Below are 20,635 nucleotides of genomic sequence, written 5' to 3' on the forward strand. Positions count from 1 at the left end.
CCCTAGGTCTGGTATTGCCCGGCTCCTTTAAAGAGGTATCCTATGCCTTTCAGCGTGACTATCTCCACCGTAGGGTCTTCGCGGAAGTAGTCGCGGAGGCGGGTAATGTACACGTCCAGATTTCGTGAATTAAAGAACGAATCATCCCCCCACACCCGCATCAGGATGTCGCGGCGCTGTACTTTAAAGTTACGGTTTTCGACCAGGATGTGGAGTAGTTCGGCTTCGCGGTGCGACAGCTTACGTATCTGCCCGTCCAGATGGAGCTCGTACTTTTGAGGAAAAAAAGTGTAACGGCCCAGGCGGATGAAATCTGACGGAGCCGGAGCATTGGCTCCTGGTTGAGCCCTCTCCGGCCCGGCCAAACGATACAGATTTTGTATCCTGACAATCAGCTCTTCCATACTGAACGGCTTCCGGATGTACTCGTTTCCCCCCGACTGAAATCCTTTCAATACATCGTCGGTCTGCGTTTTGGCGGTCAGGAACAGGATGGGCATTCTTGGATTCAGGTTCCGGATTTCCCGCGCCAGCTCGTAGCCATCGCGCTGCGGCAGCATCACGTCCAGCACGCACAGGTCCGGCCCGAAGGCCAGGTACTGCGCCATTACTTCACCCCCATCCGCCACCATACATACCTCAAAGTCGCGGCTTTCGAGACTTTCCTTCACAATTTTGCCCAGAAATGGCTCGTCTTCAACGTACAGCAGTTTGATGCGTGTCATGGGTACTTAATAAAGTTGTGGAGGTACTTGATGGGCCTGAATTGCGGGGCAGAAGTACCGTAAAGGAGCTGCCCTTACCGGGCGCACTTTCTACCTCAATACGACCCTGATGACTCCTGACCACGCTGGCTACGTAGCTCAGCCCCAGGCCGTAGCCTTTTACATTATGTATGTCTCCCGAAGGTACCCGGAAGAATTTTTCAAATATTTTGCGGCGGTACTGCTCGGGTATCCCTATGCCTTTATCAAGTACCTCCAGGCGTAGGTACTCCTGGTCAGTTTCCAGTTTTATGGTTATGTCGGGGGTACCTCCGCTGTACTTCAGGGCGTTGTCGAGTAGGTTGTACAGTACATTGGTCAGGTGTACGCGGTCGGCTAGCAGGGTAAAGTCCCTTCCCTCACGCAGCAGGGTACTGGTAGCGCCGCATTTTTCAAACTGGGGTCTCATAGTACCCAATACCTGCTGTACCAGCTCGTCGGCATTCAGCCGTTCGGGGGTGAGCGACAGGCTTTGCTGCTCAAAGAGCGCCATTTTAAGTACCTTGTCAACCAGCAGGGCGAGGCGGTCCAGCTCTTTACGAGAAATGTCGAGGTACTCGCGGGTTTTCTCCGGATTATGGGCTACGCCAAAACTCTGCAGGGCTTCCAGCGCTACGCCTACGGTGGCAATGGGCGTCTTGAGCTCGTGGGTGACGTTGCTGATAAAGTCGTTTTTGATCTGGATCAGCCGCTGCTGCCGCTGCAGGTTCAGCTGAATTACGGCAAAAGCCAACCCGGTCATGGCCAGCAGGAACACCGAAAACAGGAGCTGAGGAATGATTTTCCGGAAAAGAAAAGACTGGTGCCCGGTAAAAATCGCAGAGTACCTGGTATCCATAGGCATACTACTAGGTATCGGCAACGTACGCAGGGCCGAGGTAAAGACCGCAGAGTACCTTGAAATAATGGACCTACTGTCGTGTACCGGCAAAGCGGGCGGAGGCCCGGGAGCCTTGTTGTCGCGGGCCTCTGGAGTACGTCTGACGGTAAAGGACAGGTTGATACCTGCTTTCTGAAGGCGTTGTGCAAAGGCTGCTTCCAGATTCTTAATAGGTAAGGTATCGTTACCCAGACGGATAAGAAACCGGTCATGCTGGAGCGGTGGGGGGCCGGGGACACCACCATTAACATCTGGATCCTTTTTGTGAAGATTAATTCGACGTTGCACCGGCCTGAGTACGCGACTGATCATCTGTTTCAGGGAATCGCCTTCGGCCGATGTACCCATGATCCGGATTTCTATGTTGGATACCTGACCGGAATCCCGTACTGGGTTTCCTTCCACGTCCTGACCTGATCCGGTCTGCCTCTGGATGAACACCAGTGTATCGGTCTGCAAGGTACCTTGCTTAGTAGGCCTCTTCCATACAACCTTTTCTGTTTTTTGACCTCGCAAAGATACCGTTACTTTTTCCTGAATTACGGAGTCTTCCAGCGCCTGTACAGTATTTGCAAACAGCAGGTTTGCTTCCCTCAGCAGCAAGTCTCTTTGTTCAGCGTACTCCTGGCGCAGCCAGAACGCCTGAAAAGCCGCCAGCAGTAGTAAGCTGGCGACCATCAGTGTGGCGGGTAGTATATTTCGATTCAAGCGTTGCATGAGCTGCCTGCTGTCAGGCTATTTCTGTCTATCAATTCTAAAATCTGATGTGTTCGTTTCTGCCCTTTTTGCACTGATGCGGGTACTTAGGTACATAAACCCAAAAGCTTGCAGCATATTGCCTACAGCCTAAAGCTCAGCCTACTACCCACCAATACGCATTACGCCACCTCTTTCTTTCATAAAGTCATCGCGGATTTTGTTAAACCCGGCCTCGGTGGTTTTCTTTCCACCCGAAGGTACTCTCAGATCGGCATTGGTTAGTTTTTTAAAATCCAGTTTGGTAGCCGTATAAACCCTTTCTCCATCGTTCACGTCCAGTTCCAGAATCAGCCCCGGCAGACCACCGTACCCGGCCGGCCCAGTGGGTACGGGAATGGCCTCTGTAAACCAGGCTACCACCGGCTGGTTGCGCTCAGGCTGGGTATAGGTAGCCTGCATGCAGTCATAGCCGTTGATCTTCTTCGTTTCGCCCGTTAGTTTCCAGGGCGTCTGCCGCAGCTCGTCCCGGATCAGGAATTTTTGTCCCGCCAGCTCGCGCAGCTCCACGCCCTTTTTCTCCTCAAAGTTACGATAGATTTCGTTCTGCGGTACCCGCCTTACCATCCGCATGGCGTTGCCATTCTGATCGGTTGTTTCCTCATCGGTGTCATTGACCTCCACATTCTTGTACAAAGACTCCACCCCCCGCACAGCCAGTTGCATTTTATCGGTATGGAACTCCGGCATCACTGCTTTCATGGACTCGTCGGGCAGGTGGCGGTGCATGTTAATCTTCTCGTCGTAGAGGACAATGCCTTCGTTGGTCTGTGCGGTGGCGTTCCAGCCGTAGCACAAGGCTATTAGTACTCCTAAAATCTTTTTTTTCATGGATGTAGTAAATTAAGTAGTGAATGAATACGATGAATTAAAACTGCCACATCATCCGCCGAACCCTCTCATTTGAGGTCTGGGCTTGATCCCCAGCGAGTAGGTAAAGCTGAGCAGGAAGTACCGCTGCAGGGAGCGGATCTGCTCGTCCTGCACGAAGTTGGCCTGGGCTACGCGGTTAATGACCACGTTGCGGTTGAGCAGGTCCACGGCCGATAGCTTCAGCTCGCCCCGCTTGTTTTTGAGGAAGGAGTGGGCCACCGACGCATTCCAGATAGGTACCCGCTGACTAAAATCCGAATCGGGGAAATTATAAATAGCATAGTCGAGGGTAGAGCTCAGGTTAAGTACCTTGCCTACGCGCCAGTTGGCTTCCAAATCGTAGTTCTGGTTGGAGAAGCGCTGGTTCAGCGACGTATTCAACGAGTAGGCGGTCTGGTTGTAGGTCAGGCGGGCGCTGGCCGAAAGGTCAAACACCTCCTTGTAGCGGTACTCCAGGCGCAGGGAGTTGCGGCTCACCAGGCGGCGGGTCTGGTTGTCGATGTTATTGACGGGTGTAATAGCCCGGTTGTACAGCAGATTGGTACTTATGCTCACGCGGGTATTGATGGGCTTTATGCGGAAACCTTTTGAAATATCCCCCGTAAAAGTATAGTCGTTGCGAACGTTGACGGGGCGGTAAGTACGTACCAGTTGCGCGTCAATCTGCTGGCTTTCGGTAATGCGATTGGCCGTGTAAATAAAGTTTAGGAAGCCAAACAAATTACTGAAGCGCAACGCGTTGAAGTTGAAGTACTGCAGCGTAAGGCGGTGGTTGTACTCGGGCCGCAGGCTAGGGTTACCCTCGTAGATGTTGAGCGGGTCGGTATTGTCCACCACGGGCGACAGCTGCTGAATATTTGGCTCGCGTACGTCGGTGTCGTAGGTCAGGTTGAGGTGGCGGGTGTCGGTAAAGAGGTACTGGAAGCGGGCGTTGGGCAGAGCGTTCACAAAGCTGCGGTTGATTTCCACATCCCGCAGCAGCAATTCCCCCCGCAGCGACGACTGCTGCACACTTAGCCCTATGGACCCATTGTACATTTTTTGGTTGGTACGTAGGTTAAAGCCGCCGCGCTGGTACGTAAACCTATTGTGGAACTGGTTGCTGAGCTGCGTGTTCAGGCGCCGGCCGGGCCCTTCGCCGCCGAGGTCGTACACGCGGCGGTCCACGTCGTTCAAGGTTGTCTGCCAGGCGTAGTTCAGCTCGAGGTACTTGCGTTTGGCAATGGGTTCGGTGTAAGAGAGCGTCAGGCCATAGTTATGGCGGTCGTTGGTTTGCTCGTTCACCTGGCGCAGGGTATCAACCCTTGTCGGTATAGTACTTCCGGCTGTAAAGAAACGGTTGGTGGCGTTGAGGGTACCATCGCGGTCGTTCTGGTCGAGGCCAAAGGTCAGGGTGCTGCTCAGGGTACGTCCCTTCTTGCGGAAGCGGTGGCGGAACAGCAGTTCGGAGTTCAGTCGGGTACCATCGCCCTGCGAAGATGTACTACGGATGCCCTCATTTTCGAGCTGCCCATCAGCGCCGAAGGCGCGGCTTTCTCCAGTAACAGCTGCGCTGTTCTGGCGGTAGTCGAAGCGGTTGGTCCAGCGGAAGGAGTTGGACGAATCTATTTTCTGGTCCAGTACCAGATTACCCCGGTGGGTAGTGTTGCCGGTATGTTGGGCGGTATTCTGAGTACTGGTAAAGGTACGATTGGGCAGGAAGGTCTGGCGGTTAACCAGCTGGTCAATATCCTGCCCGAGCTGGTTATAGAAGTAGCTGCCGTTGACCTCGGTTTTGGGTGTAATCTGGTTGTTGAAGTTTACGCCCCCGGCCCAGTTGGTCAGGTAGCCGTTGGTACGGCCACCAAAGTTGAGCGGGATTTCGGTTTCCTCGTCGCCATTGATCTGGATAAGCACCCTCTGTCCTGACATCATCCGTTGCGAAGCACCGGTGAAGTTGAGGTAGTCATCCATCGAAAACCCCTGCTGATTCACATTATTCCCCATCCCCAGAAAGGAGAGCTGCTTCGTCTTGGAAAATCGGTTGATATTCCCCTTTAATGCGTAGCGGCTGTCGGGTCCGGCACCACCCGTGAAGTTGCCAAAGGTCATGTTCTTTTTCTCCTCTTTCAGCGTAAGGTTAATGGTCTTCTCGCGCTGCCCGTCGTCAATGCCCGTAAACTGCGCCTGGTCCGACTTCCGGTCCAGTACCTGTACCTTATCAATGGCGTCGGCGGGCAGGTTTCGGGTCGCTATCTTGGGGTCACGACCGAAGAACTCCTTGCCGTCTACCGTCACCCGCTGTACCTGCTGCCCCTGCGCCCGCACGGTCCCGTCGCGCTCCACCTCCACGCCCGGCAGGCGTTTGAGCAGGTCTTCGACCACGGCATTGGGTTGTACCTTAAAAGAACCGGCGTTGTACTCAATGGTATCCTGCTTCATCTGCACCGGCGCCCGCTCGCCCCGGATGAGTACCTCACTCAGGTCTTTCGGAACGGGCAGCAGGTGCAGGGTACCCAGGTCCAGCGTCGCTGTAGGCTGCACGTCCAGTGGTTGGGTGTACTGCTGCAGGCCCACGTAGGTAATCTGGAGCAGGTACTTCTCGTTGGCAATATTCTTGAATTCAAAACTACCGTTGCTTTGCGAGCGGCCAAAAGAAACCAGCGACGAGTCGCGGCCGCTCAGGAGCATGACGGTACCTCCTTCGAGCGGATGGCTGGCGGAGTCTACTACCACGCCCCGGATGCTGACCTTGGTGGGCGTCTGAGCCAGGACCGGAGCACACAGCCAGTACAGGAGCAGAGGTAAGAGAAAGGAAATTTTTTTCATGGCTAACAGGTACTTTAGTTAAATCAAATTTCTGATGCAACAAAAGTACCTCAGCCCCCGGAGGAACCAGGTTAATTGACCTTGCAATAAGGTTAAATAAGGTTAATGGGGAGGAGAGGGGGAAAGGAATAAAGGAGGAAGGGAGGAAAGGGCTGAATATCGACTGCGGATTAGATCAATAAATGTTAATCCGCAATCGATATTGCTAAATTCATTCTATTACCGTAGCGGCGGCCGCTAATTCACTCAACCACCGCGCGGCGTCCGCTCATTCACCATTCACTCAATGACCCTCTCGCCACAGCAGCGAGGAGTCGCCGTAGCTCAGGAAGCGGTAGCCTTTGTCGAAGGCTTCGCGGTAGATTTTTTTCCAATCGTCACCCACAAAGGCGGCTACTAATAATATAAGCGTCGAGCCGGGCTGGTGGTAGTTGGTGATAAGGCCCCGGCAAAGTTGAAAATTGTAGCCGGGGAATATAAAGATTTCCGTTTCGCCCACGAGTTGAGTAAGCTTTTTTTCGTCCATATAATCCAGAATGGCCCCTAAGGCTTCCTGCGCCGAAGGAAGGTCGGCGGGGGCGAAAGGATAGGGGTAAAGCTTTTCAATCCAGAAATCCGTCGTTTCCCGGCGCAGTAGTTTGACCCCATACCAGTATAGGCTTTCCAGCGAGCGTAGTGACGTAGTACCTACGGCTACAATGGTACTTGTGCGTTGGAGCAGCTGCTCAATCAGCTCGCGCGTGTAGACTACCTGTTCGGCGTGCATGTGGTGCTCCACTACGGTACCGGCTTTAATGGGCTGGAAAGTACCCGCACCCACGTGTAGCGTCAGAAAGCTGCGCCGGATACCCTTGGCATCCAGTTGTTCAAATACCTTTTCGGTAAAATGCAAACCGGCGGTAGGAGCGGCTACGGCTCCTTCCTGCCTGGCGTATACTGTCTGGTAGGTTTGCTTGTCGCTTTCTTCGGTGTCGCGCTTGAGGTAAGGGGGCAGGGGTATTTCGCCCAGCGCCTGCACTACCTCCAGAAACGTCAGGTCGGCGTTCCATTGCAACCGTACCCGGTTTTGCTCGTAGTCGGCGTAGGAGGCTTTTAGTAGTACTTCCTGTCCGGCTATGGTAAGGGTAGTGGTCAGGGTTTCGCCCCATTTCCACCTTTTCTTGTTGCCAATCATGCACTCCCACACGCATTCGTGCCGTACCAGCATAGACTCATTGATAATGCGGGTAGGCTCTTCGGGGTGCAGCAGGAGTACCTCAATGGTAGCGCCGGTCAGCTTCTGAAAATACGCCCGCGCGGGTATCACCCGGGTATCGTTAAATACCAGAAGCGCGTCGGCGGGCAGGTATTCGGGAAGATTGTAAAAATGGTGGTGTGCTAAGTTACCCTGCCGGTACACCAGCAGCCGGGAGCTATCCCGCGGGCTCAGTGGGTAGCGGGCGATGGAGGCGTCGGGTAGTTGGTACTCGTAGTCTTCGAGCCGGATGCTTTCGGCCCATTGCAGCCATTCGTTATTCATCGTCCTATACTTCTTCTTCCTCGGGAACGGGAGGCCGCATCAGGCGAAGCGGCAGGGATAGCAGTACAATCATTAGCATACCAATGCCCAGGTAAAACAGCCAGGCAAAATCAAAAACATCCCACTTGAACTCGCTGCTGTTGACAGTCGACAGCGAGAAAAAACTCAGTGCCATAATGGTATTGATAGCCGCCACCAGGCAGTAGAGCCAGTTAGTCAGGTGTTCGTTCAACTCCTCGCGGTGCAGGTGCCATTGGTCGCGTTTCGGAATGGGAAGCAGCTGGGAAGGTACTTTGGGAATCTGACGGACTATGGCCATAATCACCACATTATTGAACAGAATAAGGCCCATGGCAATATAAAAAACGGCTTCCTTGCCGAGGTAGTTTTTGGGCAGACCCGACTTGTCGAAATCAACCGCTACTTCGTCGGGAAACGTGGAGTAAGTCCATATCAGCGCTCCCACGACCAGTAGTACGGAAAAAACGCGCCAGACCTTAATCCCGAATGTTGTTACTTTCATGTATACTAAAATAGAAAAGGGGTAAACAGTAGGTAGTAAATAATGCCGCAAAATTAGGTCGGGCGCTTTCCAAAACCTAATCCTGATAAAGAAGGTTGAATAGTACCGCAGTATAGGCCGTTATTACTTACCTTTCGGCGTCTGATTCCCCTTTTTTCCTATGAAGATATACACCAAAACCGGAGACAATGGTACCACCTCGCTGGTGGGAGGTACCCGCCTGAGCAAAGCCCACATCCGCATCGAAGCCTACGGTACCGTCGACGAGCTGAACGCCTCTATCGGCCTGCTGCGCGACCAGCCCGTCAACGCGGCCCGCCGCGAGCTGCTGAAGGAGGTTCAGGACCGGCTTTTTACCATCGGCTCCCACCTGGCCTCCGAACCCGACCAGACCCGCAAACGCCTGCCCGACCTGCACGAGGAAGATATTCAACTGCTGGAAAAAGAAATGGACGCGCTCGACGCGCAGCTTCCACCCCTGCGGGCCTTTGTACTACCGGGCGGGCATCCCTCTGTATCGTTCGGGCACGTGGCGCGGACCGTGTGCCGGCGGGCCGAGCGGGCGGTCATTCACCTGCACGAGCACGAACCGGTCGAGGACATCATCATCAGGTACCTTAACCGGCTGTCGGACTACCTCTTCATGCTCTGCCGCATCATGACCCAGGAACTGGGCGCCGAGGAAGTAACCTGGAAGCCGCGGGTGTAGGGGAGTAGTGAGCAAAAGCGGAATCTGCCTGGTAAACAAATAGGAAAAAGAACATCCCCTAAACCCTAGGCTGGTGTCTCCACAGCCCTGGCACCAAACCTACCCGTGCCACGGTTTGAAACCGTGGCACGGGTACCACAACTGTCAACAAAAGGCCAGGGTGAAAAGCTAAAACCCAATCGTCAGCCTCACCCCCGGACTCAGGTTTTTAAAGGCTCCATTGAAGTATACTTCGGGTTCTATTTTGAAGAGGGGAGTGAGGTTAATACCGCCGGAAACGCGCCAGGTGTTGGGTTCGTAGTAGTTGCCGGTGCGGTGAACCAGGTACCCTACCATGAGTTGCCCCGTTTGCTTTACTTCCTTGTTTCCAACCCGGACGGGTCCCCTTTTTTCGAAGAAGGAAAGCCCGGCCATGACAAAGCCATTTTGATAAATGCGGGTCTGCCCCTCCGGACTTTGGTCAAAGAAATACTGCTGATGGTACCCCACGCGAGGTTTCAGGGGTGATTTTTCCATAAAAAGCGTCACCTCGGCGTTGAGCGAGGTCATCCAGTTGCCACGGATGTACCCCAGGCTGGCGGCGGGCGAAAAAATGAGCATATCGGAGCCGAAGTTAGCCACCTGTACCTGCCGGTCGCCCAGGTACCGGCCGTATACTTCGGGCGAGCGTTCGAGTATAATCGGGTCCGTTTTCTTTTCCAGGCTCTGGATCAGGTACCCGGTTTTCTCGCGTATCTCGTCAAACATCTGCGGCAGTTCGCGCAGGTCATTGACCAGCAGGTACAGGTCGGCCTGCTGGTTGTTTGGTTTATTTACCGAAATATGCAGCGTATCCTGAACCGACTTCACCTGTACCAGCTCATTGTTCATAACCGAAAACTCGGAGGTACTTTGCGGGTACTTTTTCCACCGGAGCTGCGGCGCCTCCCCGTCCCGGAGTACATAGTGTACCGAGGTACCCTCTGTGTCGTCGGGTAGTTGGGTAATGAAGCGGCTGTACTCGTTCCAGAACCTGCGCAGTAGTGAGTCGGGGCGCTGCACGAGCCGCGAGCCGGAGTACTTCTTACTCATCAGCAGCAACCGGTTTCCCTTCGAAAGCTGTACTTCAAAAGCGGTGGGTTCCAGGAAGTCGGGGTAGTCTCTTTTGAAAGCGTGGGCGTCGAGCCGTGAGTCGAAGGCGTAGTTGATTTCGCCGATTTGAGCCAATAGGGGGTCAGTGACGCTCCCCATCAGGAGAGCGATCCATAGGACTATTTTTTTCATGGAAATAGATTTGAAAAGTGAGTGGGTAAAAACGGGTTAATTGGAAATAGATATGGCTAATGGATTTCTGATTTCGGTGGAGGCCGGGCCGGAGCCGGGCAGACCAATCCGGAACACTACCTGCGCGCGGGCTCTGGTTTCGGTTTCCTGCTGTCGGTCCAGGTCATTCCGATGAACGATGCGGTACTGAGGCCCGGCAGGCTGGGCCGTAGGCTTTTGGAGAGAATCAGCGTTTCTGTTTTGAATAATTGGTACTTCCTCAGTGGACACTACCGCCAGGGTTTGCTCTGCCACCGACCCAGCGGGGCTCAGGACGGGCGCAGGTACTTCCGGCACCTCCTTTTCTGGTGCTTTCTTCGGGTTTTCTCTTTTAGGCAAATCAGTTTTCGCAAGCGGATGATAGTTTTCTGGTTTTTCTTCGGCGGGTACCGGCAGGTCAGGCCGTAGCGGGTCAGCGGGCGGTATTACTTTCTCCACCATAGTTTTCTCCCCCACCGATTCACCTGCCTTCATCCACCAGCTTAGCCCCAGCCAGGTCGCCAGCACTACCGTTGCTGCTGTAGTCCAACCCCACCACGCCCCTTTCTTCTTTCGGGTAGTTTGCCGGGGGAGTTCGGGCTGAAGTTGCTGCCAAAAGGCCTCCGGATTAAAATCGCGGTGAGGCTGGTCGGCCAGGTAGTCCGAGTTAGACCGGAATAGGTCGTCGGTTTCATTTCCTTTCATAGCTGTATCCGTTTTTGACCAGCAGCGCCTGCAGCGCCACCCGTGCCTTACTAAGTTGTGACTTGGAGGTATTCTCGCTGATGTTCAGCAAAGTACCTATTTCCTTGTGCGTATAGCCTTCCAGGGCGTAGAGGCAGAAAACCGTCCGGTACCCGTCGGGCAAGCCCAGGATCAGGTCGTGAATGGCCTCCGCGTGCAAGTCGGCTTCCGCGCTGGGACCGGTATAGTGATGAGGTAGACTGTCCTCCTGCGGTGTATCATCCCAGAGCCACTCGTCTTTCCTGACTTTTCGTAGGTGCATGAGGGCTTCATTCACCACGATCCGTTTCATCCATACTTCCAGTTCGTCGTCGCTGCGGTACTCAAAGGTGCCGATGGCCCGGAATATTTTCAGAAAGCCATTCATCAGTACCTCCTCGGTTTCCAGCGGGTTTTTTACGTAGCGTCGGCAAAGGCGGTACAGGCGATTGGCAAAATGGTCGTACAGACGCCGCTGAGCGAAGGGGTTTTCCCGCTGGCACTGTCGGACTATCTCCTGGAGCATGGTACGCTGGGTTGGGGTTTTAGTAGTAGAAATGCAGGTTGGGGCGGTGGGGTTGCCTGGGGTACTTGTTTTTTTTAACGGGCGAGTAAATGAAACAATCTATGATAGTCAAATGTATACAAAAATAGCAACAGCACCGGGAGCTAAGTACCTGTCCTTCGTGCTTTGAATTTAGAATCCAAGTACAAAAAAGGGTGGGTATAGAGACCAGTCAGGTAAAGGGGCACCCGCCAGAGAAAATATTTCGATACTTGTTGTACTAAACAATTTCATTCTATTAATAAAAAATAACTAAATTGCGGCACTACACTTCATTGACAAACTTCGTTTTAGTAATTCGGGACAAGTAATCATTCTAAATCTTATGACAGCCGATACCTTACCCATCGAAATCCAGCAGACCACCAGCCCGCGACTGAGTGAAGTTGACTTTACCAATCTTGTCTTTGGACGGAATATATCTGATCACATGTTCGTGGCTGAGTACCGCGAGGGGCAGTGGCAAAGCCTTCGTATAGTACCCTACGGCGATATGGCCCTAAGCCCGGCTACGGCCGCTCTGCACTACGGTCAGGCGATCTTTGAAGGAATGAAAGCCTACAAAAACGAAGAAGGTGAAGTACTTACCTTCCGGGCCCGCGACAACTGGGCGCGTTTTAATCGTTCGGCGGAGCGCATGTGTATGCCTACGGTACCCGAAGAGGTATTCATGGGCGGACTTACCGAACTACTGCGGCTGGATGCCGGCTGGGTACCTTCGCAGCCGGGTAGTTCTCTCTATGTTCGTCCGTATATGTTTGCTTCGGATGCTTACCTGGGCGTTCGTCCTTCCGATACCTATATCTTCATCATATTTACCGGACCGGTAGGTACTTACTACGCCAACCCGCCCAAAGTAAAGATAGAGACCACCTATATCCGCGCTGCGGAAGGAGGGGTAGGAGCCGCCAAGTGTGCCGGTAACTACGCGGCCTCGCTGTACCCCACGCGCCTGGCGCAGAAGGAAGGCTACGATCAACTCATCTGGACCGACGCCCGCGACCATGCATTTATAGAGGAGTCAGGTACCATGAACGTGATGTTCGTGATTGACGGTACGCTGGTAACACCGGCCGTGTCCGATACAATTCTGGATGGTATTACCCGCCGGTCTATTGTAGAGATAGCCCGCCACTGGGGGGTGCCCGTCGAGGAGCGTCTTATCGCTATTACCGAAGTGATAGAAGCCATTAAAAAAGGCAGACTGGAAACGGCTTTCGGAGCCGGTACGGCTGTGGTAGTGTCACCCTTCGCGGTGATTGGCTACGAAGGTACCAACTATGAGCTGCCCGCCATCAAGGAAGATTCGTTTGTAAATAAGGTAAAGGAGTACCTGACCGACATCCGGACCGGCAAAGCCGAGGATGTATTTGGCTGGATGCAGAAAGTTTAGTTTAGATACGTATAGAGGTTACAGTAAAAATGGAGGTAGATCCGTGCAATCGGTGGCACGGAGGACGGAAATGCCAAAGAGCCGGAGGTCGGGAGACTTCCGGCTTTTTTAGTAGGTATTTAAATTTTACTTTTGGCCTTCATCTTTTTCTAAACTACTTCCTGAACAATACACTATGCTCAATTCAGTATCCGCTTCCTCTGATAAAACCGAAGTATTTGAACAGGTACAACAGTACCTGGATACCCTGGGTATTTCCGTAGTTGATAAAGACCACAATCGCCCGTGGGGGGGCTTCTTTGTATTGGATGAGGCGCAGGCTCCCGAGTTTATAAAGGAATTTTTCCCCCACCTCTCGGTAGCCGATTTCGCTGGTTTTGATAAACTAAGTCCTAAGATACTGGTAGTAGCTCCGGGCAAGCGTTTGTCGTGGCAGTACCACCACCGCCGGGCCGAGATCTGGAAGGTAATTGGGGGCAAAGCGGGCGTAGTGACCAGTGATACTGACGAACAAACCGAGCTTCTGGAGCTTCCGCTAAACGCCGTTGTCAGCCTCGAGCAGGGACAACGCCACCGCCTGGTAGGCGTAGATCAGTACGGGATCATTGCCGAGATCTGGCAGCATACCGATATTTCGAATCCCTCCGACGAAGACGACATAGTACGGGTGCAGGATGATTTTGGGAGGTAATAAATTCATAGAATTACGCAAAAGGAGGAGTGGCCAGGACCAGCTCCTCCTTTTGTGTACTAGCGCCTCATGTACCCGTCTTTTTCTTCTTTCTTGAATTGGCCTCCTTGGCTAACGCTCATTTTTTCCCGCCTGCCTATACCTCCAGCACCCGGTGGAGAGTAGTTTTCATACTACAATTTTTTCTTTAAATAAATCAATTCTCTGTCCGTAGTATTAAATTATTTATTTTAACTTTATTAAATTATTAAGATATTTTAAAAGGCTCGCCAGTGCTGTTTAATGTATCTTTCTTTGTGCATCCTTCAAGTCCCAATCAAACCCATCTGTACGTATGAAACAAATCTATTCCTCTCCACCGCCACTACTTCGTATTGGCGCTTTGTTGTTAGCACTGCTCTGGCTCAGTCCTCCTCAGGTGTACGGCCAAAGAGCCGAATTGGCCTCGGCCCGGGACTCAGATACCCGGAGCCATACTACCAGTAGTTCAAAGAAAGCGGTTGATATTTCGGTGAGCGGTCGGGTGACCGATGCCGGTACCAACGATCCGCTGGTAGGCTGTACGGTAGTTGTAAAAGGTACCCAACGGGGTACTAACACCGACGCCAGCGGCAACTATACCATTACAGTACCTAATGAAAGCTCTGTTCTGGTATTTGGCTATATCGGCTACGAAAAGCAGGAAGTGGCCGTAGGGTCAAGAAGTACGATCAATATCTCCCTGAAAACGGAAGCATCCAACCTGTCGCAGGTGGTGGTAATCGGTTACGGTAGCACTACCAAAAAAGACATGACCGGTGCGGTGAAGTCGCTGAAAAGTACTGACTTTAACCAGGGTATCATCAACTCGCCGGAGCAGCTCTTACAGGGTAAAGTGGCGGGTGTAAATGTAGTATCAGCCAGCGGAGAGCCGGGCGCTAACCAGAACATTTCCATCCGGGGACCGGGGGGAGTGCGTACGGGAAGTACCCCACTCTTTGTACTGGATGGAATGGCGCTGGACAACTCAAGTACCGGGGGCGCTATTAACCCGCTTAACTTTCTTAACCCGCAGGATATTGAGTCTATTGATGTCTTGAAAGATGCCTCTGCTACGGCTATTTACGGTTCGCGGGGTGCCAACGGGGTTATACTTATTACAACCAAGAAAGGAAAGGCCGGCGTGTCTACCTTCAACTACAACGGTAGCCTCGGCATTTCTAACCTTGCCCGGGCTTTGCCGGTTTTCACGGCGGATGAATTCCGTAAGCAGGTAACCGCCGTAGGAGGGGTACTGGAAGACAGAGGGGCGTCGACCGACTGGCAAAAAGAAATTACCCGTACCGCCTACACCCAAAACCACAACCTGTCCTTTGGCGGAGGTGCCGATAAATTGTCGTACTACGCCTCGGTAGGGGTACAGAAGCAGCAGGGAATCTTAAAAAACAGCGACCTGAACCGGTACTCGGGCCGGATTAACGTGACGCAGCGGTTTCTGGAAGACCGGCTCACGCTGGATGTAAACCTGAATGCTACCTATACCCAAAACCAGCGCCCACCCATCGTGAGCTTGCTGGGTGGGGCTATCTCGGCCAACCCAACCTTCCCGGCTTATGACGATAAAGGAGAGCCTTTCCAGTACCAGGGAGGTACCAACCCACTCATTCCGTTGAAGCTCGAAAAAGACATCACAACCATCAATCGGGTTATTGCCAATATTTCTCCTTCGTTCAAAATCACCAAAGACCTGGTGTATAAGCTGAACATAGGCGTAGATAACTCCAGCTCAGTTCGTGATATACAGTTGCTTTCTAATGCGGTACCTCAGGTAGACGGACGGCTTGAGACCTATCACACCTACAACCGCAATACTCTGGTCGAGAACTATTTTACCTATACCCTGACCAGGAGCAAGAGCAACCTGACGGCTCTGCTGGGACACTCGTACCAAAAGATATTTGTACAGGGGCGTAACACTAGTATTAACAAGTTTCCGCTTGGTAGTATCGAGCCTATCTATAATCCAGGGATAGGTCAGGAACTGACCCTGGTTAACAACCGCCCCGGTGGTTTTGCGCTGGAAAATGAGCTGCAGTCGTTCTTTTCCCGTGTTAACTACCAATACAATGACAAGTACCTGCTGACGGCTACTGTACGCGCGGATGGTTCGTCCAAATTCGGAGCTAACAATAAGTACGGTATTTTTCCTTCTATCTCGGCCGGATGGCGGCTTAGCGAAGAGGAGTTCCTGAAGAGCGGCCCCTTTACGGACTTGAAGCTACGGGCGGGCTGGGGAAAAACGGGTAACCAGGAGATTCCTTCCAAAATCACCCAGGCTCTGTTCACTTCGCAGGTGTCGTCATCCACCAGTTATCCACTGTTGCCTACGGGTCCCTATCCGGCGGGTACTTCCTACTCGCGTTTAGCCAACCCCGATATTCAGTGGGAGGTGTCAACGCAGACGGACATCGGACTTGACTTCTCGCTGTTCAACGGCGCTTTGTCAGGTACCCTGGATTACTTCAACAAGGTATCCAATAACATACTGCTGGAAGTAATTCCGGCGGATCCCGTTCAGCCGGCGGGTACCTTCTGGACCAACGTGCCGGATATGACTATTGTGAACAAAGGGGTAGAGCTGGAATTGAACTACCGTTATACTGCGGCCAATGGACTCCGGTTTGACCTGGGAGGAAACGTGACCTTTATCAATAACCTGGTTAGCAATTCTCCTTATTCGGTAATTCCTTCGGGTTCCGCTTCGGGCTCAGGTCTGACTTCGGCTACTATTAACGGCTATATCAACGAGCAGCCCATTGGTACATTCTTCCTGAAAGAATTTACCGGATTTAACGATAAGGGAATCAACACGTTCCGCGACGTGGACGGTGACGGTATAATTACGGACAAAGACCGGGTACCCATGGGTACCGCGCTGCCTACCCGCCAGTACAACCTCAACACCAGCCTGGCCTACAAAGGATTTGACCTGATCGTGAATTTTAACGGGGTGGCCGGTAATAAGGTATACGACAACACGGCTAACGCTAACTTTTACAAACTCAGACTATCGAAAGGCCTTAACACGACGGCGGAAGCCATTGCTTTCCCTGATGAATCCATCAATAACTCGGCTCCGGTTTCCTCGAGGTACCTGAAGGATGGCGCATTTTTCCGACTCAATAACCTGTCGCTGGGCTACAACCTCAATACCAAAGCCCTGGGTGTGGACCGCTGGATATCGGGTATTCGCCTGTCAGCTACCGGACAAAACCTGTTCGTGATTACCAACTACGACGGCTATGATCCCGAAGTAAATACCGATCGCACGATCAATGGTATTTCTTCCTATGGTATTGATTACCTCAGCTACCCCAAAGCCAGAACCCTGGTACTTGGTTTGAATCTTACTTTTTAATGTTAGAACCCATGAAGAAAAAATATATTGCCATAGCCCTGAGCGGCATGCTGGTACTTAACGGTTGTACCAATCTGATGGAAAATGTACTGGACGAAACCTCGGTAACGGGGCTGTCGGACCGGCAGGCGGCCGATGGTATCATCGCTCCGGTGTACGCGCTGCTGCCGAATATCTTTCAGCATACCAACTACTTTGCCCTTCAGGAGATTTCTACCGACGAGGCTATTCTGCCGTACCGGGGAGGTACCGACTGGGGTGACAACGGTATTTATCTGGCCATGCACACGCACACCAATACCAGTACCGACCCCAACGTACGTAATACCTGGAACCTGATTCTGCAGGGCATGTCCCGGTCCATTACGGCTATCAACACGTTGCCTACGCTCAATGATCCCGTTGCTAAAACTTACCTGGCCGAAGCCCGGGGCATGCGGGCGTACTACTCCATGCTTACGCTGGACCTGTACGGCCTGATATTCGTAAAAGATAACCTGAATACGAATTCCAAAATCCTGCGGGGCGAGCAGGCGGTTGAGTACATCAAAAATGAGCTACTGGCCGTAGAACCTAACCTGGAAACCAACGTGGGGCCGGGGCGACTGACCAAGGGAGCAGTGTGGGGACTGCTGGCGCGGCTTCACCTCAACGCTGCCGTATACCGCGACCGCTTCGCCTCCAGCTTTACGTTTAAGCCCGAGGATATGGATAAGGTCATTGAGTACACCGACAAGATTATCTCGTCGGGACAGTACCAGTTGGCTAAGGAGTACTTCTCTGTTTTTAACGATAACAACCATGACAACAAGGAGCTTATCTTTGCCGTAGACCAGCGGGCCGACCTGAACGGGCACAACCGGATGGCTTACTTCTCGCTGTCGGGTGACCAGTTTCCGTTGCCGGCCTTCCCGGCGGCCAACGGTACCGACGGGCCCGGCATCACTCCTGACTACTACCAGACCTGGGTGAAGGCCTACGCTCCCCAGGACCCATCGGTTGATCCCCGTTTCCACAAGCAGAACTTAGAGATTTATACCAATCCTGATGCCACCTGTGTGGCGGCGGATAATTTCCACATCAACCGCGGTATTCTGCGCGGTCAGCAGTTTGGACTAATCCGGAAGAACGGTGCTTTCCTGAAGTGTGCCGACGGGCGTATGCTGGTAGGACCGCTCTTTAACGACTCGCGCAACCGACCTACGCTACCCGTTAACTTCACCGAAAAGATTGACTTTACCGTAGCAGGAAGTGACTACAACACCGGCTACCGGGTAGAAAAGTACGAGTTTAGCCGGAAGTCGGTCAGTGGCCGTAACTTTGGTGAGGCCGACATTATCATACTACGCCTGGCCGACGTGTACCTGATGCGCGCCGAAGCTAAACTTCGTAAAGGTGGTGGTGAAGCCAGTGCCCTGGCCGATGTTAATACCGTGCGGGCTTCCCGTACCGCTACTACCCCGCCGCCACCGCTGAGCAGCATGTCGCTGGACCTGCTGTACCGCGAGCGTGGGTTTGAGCTATACTGGGAAATGGTACGCCGGACCGACATGATTCGTTTTGGCAAGTACGAAGATACCTGGACCGAAAAAACCAATACCGATAAGCAGAAGCGGGTTTTCCCGATTCCCCAAACCGCTATTGACGGAGCCTCTAACCTGCCCGGGTACCTGCAGCAGAATGCGGGCTACTAAGGAAGAAGCAGTACGCATTGTTTTAAACAGCACGAGCACGCCGGAAGGCGTGCTCGTGCTGTTTAAAATGGTTTCCCCGGCTACGACTGTTGTATCTGCTGGGCTTTTATTTCGGTTAATATTTCGCCGGCTCCGGCGGCTATCAGTTCTTTCGCCAGGGTAGTACCTAGTTGTTCGGCCTCGCTTTCCGGACCGGTTTGGGTACGCCTGAGTAGCTCGCTCCCGTTCAGGCGGATAATCCCTCCCGTTACACTGAGCTGTCCGTCGGTGGAGGTAGCCAGGCCGAATACCGGTACGCTACAGCCTCCCTGCAGGTACTTAAGGAAAGCCCGCTCGGCCCGCAGACACACCTCACTGGGGGGGTGGTTGAGCAGGGTACGCAGGGTCTTTTTCTTTTCCTCATCCAGGGTTACTATGCACTCAATGGCTACACTTCCCTGTCCCACGGCGGGCGTAAACTCATCCAGCGAAAGGTACTCAGCGATCATTTCGTCGTAGTGCATGCGGTGTACCCCGGCGTAAGCCAGCAGCAGCGCGTCACACTGTCCCTCTTCCAGCTTTCGCAGGCGCGTCTGCAGATTACCCCGCATATCCACGGTTTTGATGTGGGGATAAAAATGCTTCAGTACTGCCACCCGGCGCGTAGAGGAAGTACCTACTACAAAAGGTTTTCCGCTTTTTAAGGAGAGGGTTTTGTCGTGGCTGACAAGTACATCATTAGCCAGTTCCCTTTCCGTAAAAGCCAATATTTCAAACTCAGCGGCCAGTGACGACTGCAGATCCTTGGCGCTATGAACGGCTATATCAATACTGCCAAAGCGCAGCTGATCTTCCAGTTCTTCCGTAAAAACTCCCTTTGAACCAATCTTAGACAGGGAGCGGTCCAGAATCTTATCACCTTTGGTTTCGATAATAACAATCTCGGTTGTGAGGCCTCCTTTTTGTAAAAGCTCCTCGACGTAGTACGCCTGCCAAAGGGCCAGTTTGCTACCTCGTGTTCCTATTTTTATATGCATTTTTGGTTGCTTTAGGCCGTATGCTTTAGGCTTTATGCCCAAAACAATAAGCACTATGGAAACAAAATTAGTACGAATCTTATTTCTAAACCCTGGCCGATGTCATACGGAAGAAGCTTACAGCCTACAGCTGCTACACCCCCACCGTATCTCCTTCGTCGGCCTTGATTTTATCTTCAATGTAGCTGATAATCTCGGCCGCCACGTCAATTCCTGACGTGTTTTCAATGCCGCGCAGTCCGGGTGAAGAGTTGACTTCCATCACCAGCGGTCCCCGGTTTGACTGTAACATGTCTACCCCGGCTACCCGTACTCCCAGGGCTTTGGCTGCCGCAATGGCCGTTTCTTCTTCCTGGGGGCTGAGTTCAATCCGCTGGCCTTCGCCGCCCTGGTGCAGGTTAGACCGAAACTCGCCCTCCATACCTTGTCGCTTCATGGCCGCTACTACCCGGTTGCCAATTACGAAAGCCCGGATATCGGCCCCGCCGGATTCCGCAATAAACTCCTGAATCAGAAAATTTGCTTTTAATCCGTAAAAAGCCTCAATCGTTGACTTGGCGGCCTGGGCACTTTCGGCCAGTACTACGCCCACGCCCTGGGTACCTTCCAGTAGTTTTATAACGACCGGCGGGCCACCTACCAGCTTAATAAGTTCTTTGACCTGCGAGGGAGTCTTGGCAAATACGGTTTTGGGAATATCCACTCCGGCCTTCGTCAGGATCTGCATACTCCGCAGCTTATCGCGGGAACGGGTAATGGCCTGAGACTTGACCGTCGAGAATACCTTCATCAGCTCAAACTGGCGTACCACCGAGCAGCCAAAGGCCGTCACGGAGCTGCCAATACGCGGTATAATGGCATCAATATCCGTTACTAATTCATTCTTATAAATAACAGAAGGCTTTCCACCTTCTACAATCAGAAAGCATTTCAAGTGGTCAATAACCAGTGCCTGATGACCTTTATGGGTGATAGCCTCCACCAACCTTCTTGTTGAGTAAAGGTCGGGATTGGTGGATAAAACGGCAATTTTCATAGTAAGT

16 protein-coding genes are annotated in these 20,635 nt (G+C 52.7%); 5 read left to right on the forward strand and 11 right to left on the reverse strand.

Annotated features, from left to right (window positions below; genetic code table 11):
- Window positions 1–2: 2 nt before the first annotated feature.
- The 6 genes from VGN67_RS04775 to VGN67_RS04800 form a co-directional block, all read right to left on the reverse strand.
- Entirely contained in the window at window positions 3–725 is a 723-nt protein-coding gene (locus VGN67_RS04775; protein ID WP_327485632.1) for a response regulator transcription factor, read from the reverse strand.
- The gene (locus VGN67_RS04780) at window positions 697–2,361 is read right to left on the reverse strand and encodes a HAMP domain-containing sensor histidine kinase (protein ID WP_327485633.1); all 1,665 of its coding nucleotides are present in this window, start codon (window positions 2,359–2,361) and stop codon (window positions 697–699) included. Before VGN67_RS04780 ends, VGN67_RS04775 begins: the two co-directional genes overlap by 29 nt.
- A 144-nt stretch (window positions 2,362–2,505) precedes the next feature.
- On the reverse strand, window positions 2,506–3,231 hold the full coding sequence (locus VGN67_RS04785) for a GLPGLI family protein (protein ID WP_327485634.1): 726 nt from the start codon (window positions 3,229–3,231) through the stop codon (window positions 2,506–2,508).
- 51 nt (window positions 3,232–3,282) lie between these two features.
- Window positions 3,283–6,081 (reverse strand): outer membrane beta-barrel family protein, encoded by a 2,799-nt coding sequence (locus tag VGN67_RS04790; RefSeq protein ID WP_327485635.1) that lies wholly within the window; start codon window positions 6,079–6,081, stop codon window positions 3,283–3,285.
- Between the two features lie 283 nt (window positions 6,082–6,364).
- Window positions 6,365–7,600, reverse strand: coding sequence for an S-adenosylmethionine:tRNA ribosyltransferase-isomerase (locus tag VGN67_RS04795; protein ID WP_327485636.1), 1,236 nt, complete (start codon window positions 7,598–7,600; stop codon window positions 6,365–6,367).
- 4 nt (window positions 7,601–7,604) lie between these two features.
- Window positions 7,605–8,123 carry a hypothetical protein gene (locus VGN67_RS04800; protein ID WP_327485637.1) on the reverse strand — a complete coding sequence of 173 codons (519 nt, stop codon included), beginning with the start codon at window positions 8,121–8,123 and terminating at the stop codon, window positions 7,605–7,607.
- A 160-nt stretch (window positions 8,124–8,283) separates the two neighbouring features.
- Between VGN67_RS04800 and VGN67_RS04805 the strand changes: the two genes are divergently transcribed.
- The gene (locus tag VGN67_RS04805; RefSeq protein WP_327485638.1) at window positions 8,284–8,832 is read left to right on the forward strand and encodes a cob(I)yrinic acid a,c-diamide adenosyltransferase; all 549 of its coding nucleotides are present in this window, start codon (window positions 8,284–8,286) and stop codon (window positions 8,830–8,832) included.
- Between the two features lie 168 nt (window positions 8,833–9,000).
- Here the strand turns inward: VGN67_RS04805 and VGN67_RS04810 are convergent, their stop codons facing one another.
- From VGN67_RS04810 to VGN67_RS04820, 3 genes are read right to left on the reverse strand one after another with little or no spacing between them, the layout of a single operon-like run.
- Entirely contained in the window at window positions 9,001–10,095 is a 1,095-nt protein-coding gene (locus tag VGN67_RS04810; RefSeq protein ID WP_327485639.1) for a hypothetical protein, read from the reverse strand.
- A 36-nt stretch (window positions 10,096–10,131) separates the two neighbouring features.
- The gene (locus VGN67_RS04815) at window positions 10,132–10,818 is read right to left on the reverse strand and encodes a hypothetical protein (protein ID WP_327485640.1); all 687 of its coding nucleotides are present in this window, start codon (window positions 10,816–10,818) and stop codon (window positions 10,132–10,134) included.
- A complete protein-coding gene (locus VGN67_RS04820) occupies window positions 10,805–11,362 on the reverse strand; it encodes an RNA polymerase sigma factor (RefSeq protein ID WP_327485641.1) in 558 nt (185 codons plus the stop codon). The genes VGN67_RS04815 and VGN67_RS04820 overlap by 14 nt, the downstream gene beginning before the upstream one ends.
- 364 nt (window positions 11,363–11,726) lie before the next feature.
- On the opposite strand from VGN67_RS04820, the gene VGN67_RS04825 reads away from it, so the two are divergent.
- The 4 genes from VGN67_RS04825 (at window position 11,727) to VGN67_RS04840 (ending at window position 18,576) form a co-directional block, all read left to right on the forward strand.
- Window positions 11,727–12,794 carry a branched-chain amino acid aminotransferase gene (locus VGN67_RS04825; RefSeq protein WP_327485642.1) on the forward strand — a complete coding sequence of 356 codons (1,068 nt, stop codon included), beginning with the start codon at window positions 11,727–11,729 and terminating at the stop codon, window positions 12,792–12,794.
- A 175-nt stretch (window positions 12,795–12,969) separates the two neighbouring features.
- Complete coding sequence (locus VGN67_RS04830) at window positions 12,970–13,485, forward strand: phosphoheptose isomerase (RefSeq protein ID WP_327485643.1); 516 nt, start codon at window positions 12,970–12,972, stop codon at window positions 13,483–13,485.
- Between the two features lie 334 nt (window positions 13,486–13,819).
- The gene (locus VGN67_RS04835) at window positions 13,820–16,882 is read left to right on the forward strand and encodes a TonB-dependent receptor (RefSeq protein WP_327485644.1); all 3,063 of its coding nucleotides are present in this window, start codon (window positions 13,820–13,822) and stop codon (window positions 16,880–16,882) included.
- Window positions 16,883–16,893: 11 nt separating this feature from the next.
- Window positions 16,894–18,576, forward strand: a complete 1,683-nt coding sequence (locus VGN67_RS04840; protein ID WP_327485645.1) for a RagB/SusD family nutrient uptake outer membrane protein — start codon at window positions 16,894–16,896, stop codon at window positions 18,574–18,576.
- Window positions 18,577–18,656: 80 nt separating this feature from the next.
- Here VGN67_RS04840 and hemC read toward each other — a convergent pair whose 3' ends face one another.
- On the reverse strand, window positions 18,657–19,592 hold the full coding sequence (gene hemC / locus VGN67_RS04845; RefSeq protein ID WP_327485646.1) for a hydroxymethylbilane synthase: 936 nt from the start codon (window positions 19,590–19,592) through the stop codon (window positions 18,657–18,659).
- A gap of 133 nt (window positions 19,593–19,725) precedes the next feature.
- A complete protein-coding gene (gene rimK / locus VGN67_RS04850; RefSeq protein WP_327485647.1) occupies window positions 19,726–20,628 on the reverse strand; it encodes a 30S ribosomal protein S6--L-glutamate ligase in 903 nt (300 codons plus the stop codon).
- Between the last annotated feature and the right edge of the window lie 7 nt (window positions 20,629–20,635).

It is taken from the genome of Telluribacter sp. (assembly GCF_035998675.1).
Lineage (GTDB): Bacteria > Bacteroidota > Bacteroidia > Cytophagales > Spirosomataceae > Telluribacter.

Coding starts and splice junctions, on each gene's coding strand:
- VGN67_RS04775 (WP_327485632.1), bottom strand. CDS start 725: ATGACACGCATCAAACTGCTGTACGTTGAAGACGAGCCATTTCTGGGC.
- VGN67_RS04780 (WP_327485633.1), bottom strand. CDS start 2,361: ATGCAACGCTTGAATCGAAATATACTACCCGCCACACTGATGGTCGCC.
- VGN67_RS04785 (WP_327485634.1), bottom strand. CDS start 3,231: ATGAAAAAAAAGATTTTAGGAGTACTAATAGCCTTGTGCTACGGCTGG.
- VGN67_RS04790 (WP_327485635.1), bottom strand. CDS start 6,081: ATGAAAAAAATTTCCTTTCTCTTACCTCTGCTCCTGTACTGGCTGTGT.
- VGN67_RS04795 (WP_327485636.1), bottom strand. CDS start 7,600: ATGAATAACGAATGGCTGCAATGGGCCGAAAGCATCCGGCTCGAAGAC.
- VGN67_RS04800 (WP_327485637.1), bottom strand. CDS start 8,123: ATGAAAGTAACAACATTCGGGATTAAGGTCTGGCGCGTTTTTTCCGTA.
- VGN67_RS04805 (WP_327485638.1), top strand. CDS start 8,284: ATGAAGATATACACCAAAACCGGAGACAATGGTACCACCTCGCTGGTG.
- VGN67_RS04810 (WP_327485639.1), bottom strand. CDS start 10,095: ATGAAAAAAATAGTCCTATGGATCGCTCTCCTGATGGGGAGCGTCACT.
- VGN67_RS04815 (WP_327485640.1), bottom strand. CDS start 10,818: ATGAAAGGAAATGAAACCGACGACCTATTCCGGTCTAACTCGGACTAC.
- VGN67_RS04820 (WP_327485641.1), bottom strand. CDS start 11,362: ATGCTCCAGGAGATAGTCCGACAGTGCCAGCGGGAAAACCCCTTCGCT.
- VGN67_RS04825 (WP_327485642.1), top strand. CDS start 11,727: ATGACAGCCGATACCTTACCCATCGAAATCCAGCAGACCACCAGCCCG.
- VGN67_RS04830 (WP_327485643.1), top strand. CDS start 12,970: ATGCTCAATTCAGTATCCGCTTCCTCTGATAAAACCGAAGTATTTGAA.
- VGN67_RS04835 (WP_327485644.1), top strand. CDS start 13,820: ATGAAACAAATCTATTCCTCTCCACCGCCACTACTTCGTATTGGCGCT.
- VGN67_RS04840 (WP_327485645.1), top strand. CDS start 16,894: ATGAAGAAAAAATATATTGCCATAGCCCTGAGCGGCATGCTGGTACTT.
- hemC (WP_327485646.1), bottom strand. CDS start 19,592: ATGCATATAAAAATAGGAACACGAGGTAGCAAACTGGCCCTTTGGCAG.
- rimK (WP_327485647.1), bottom strand. CDS start 20,628: ATGAAAATTGCCGTTTTATCCACCAATCCCGACCTTTACTCAACAAGA.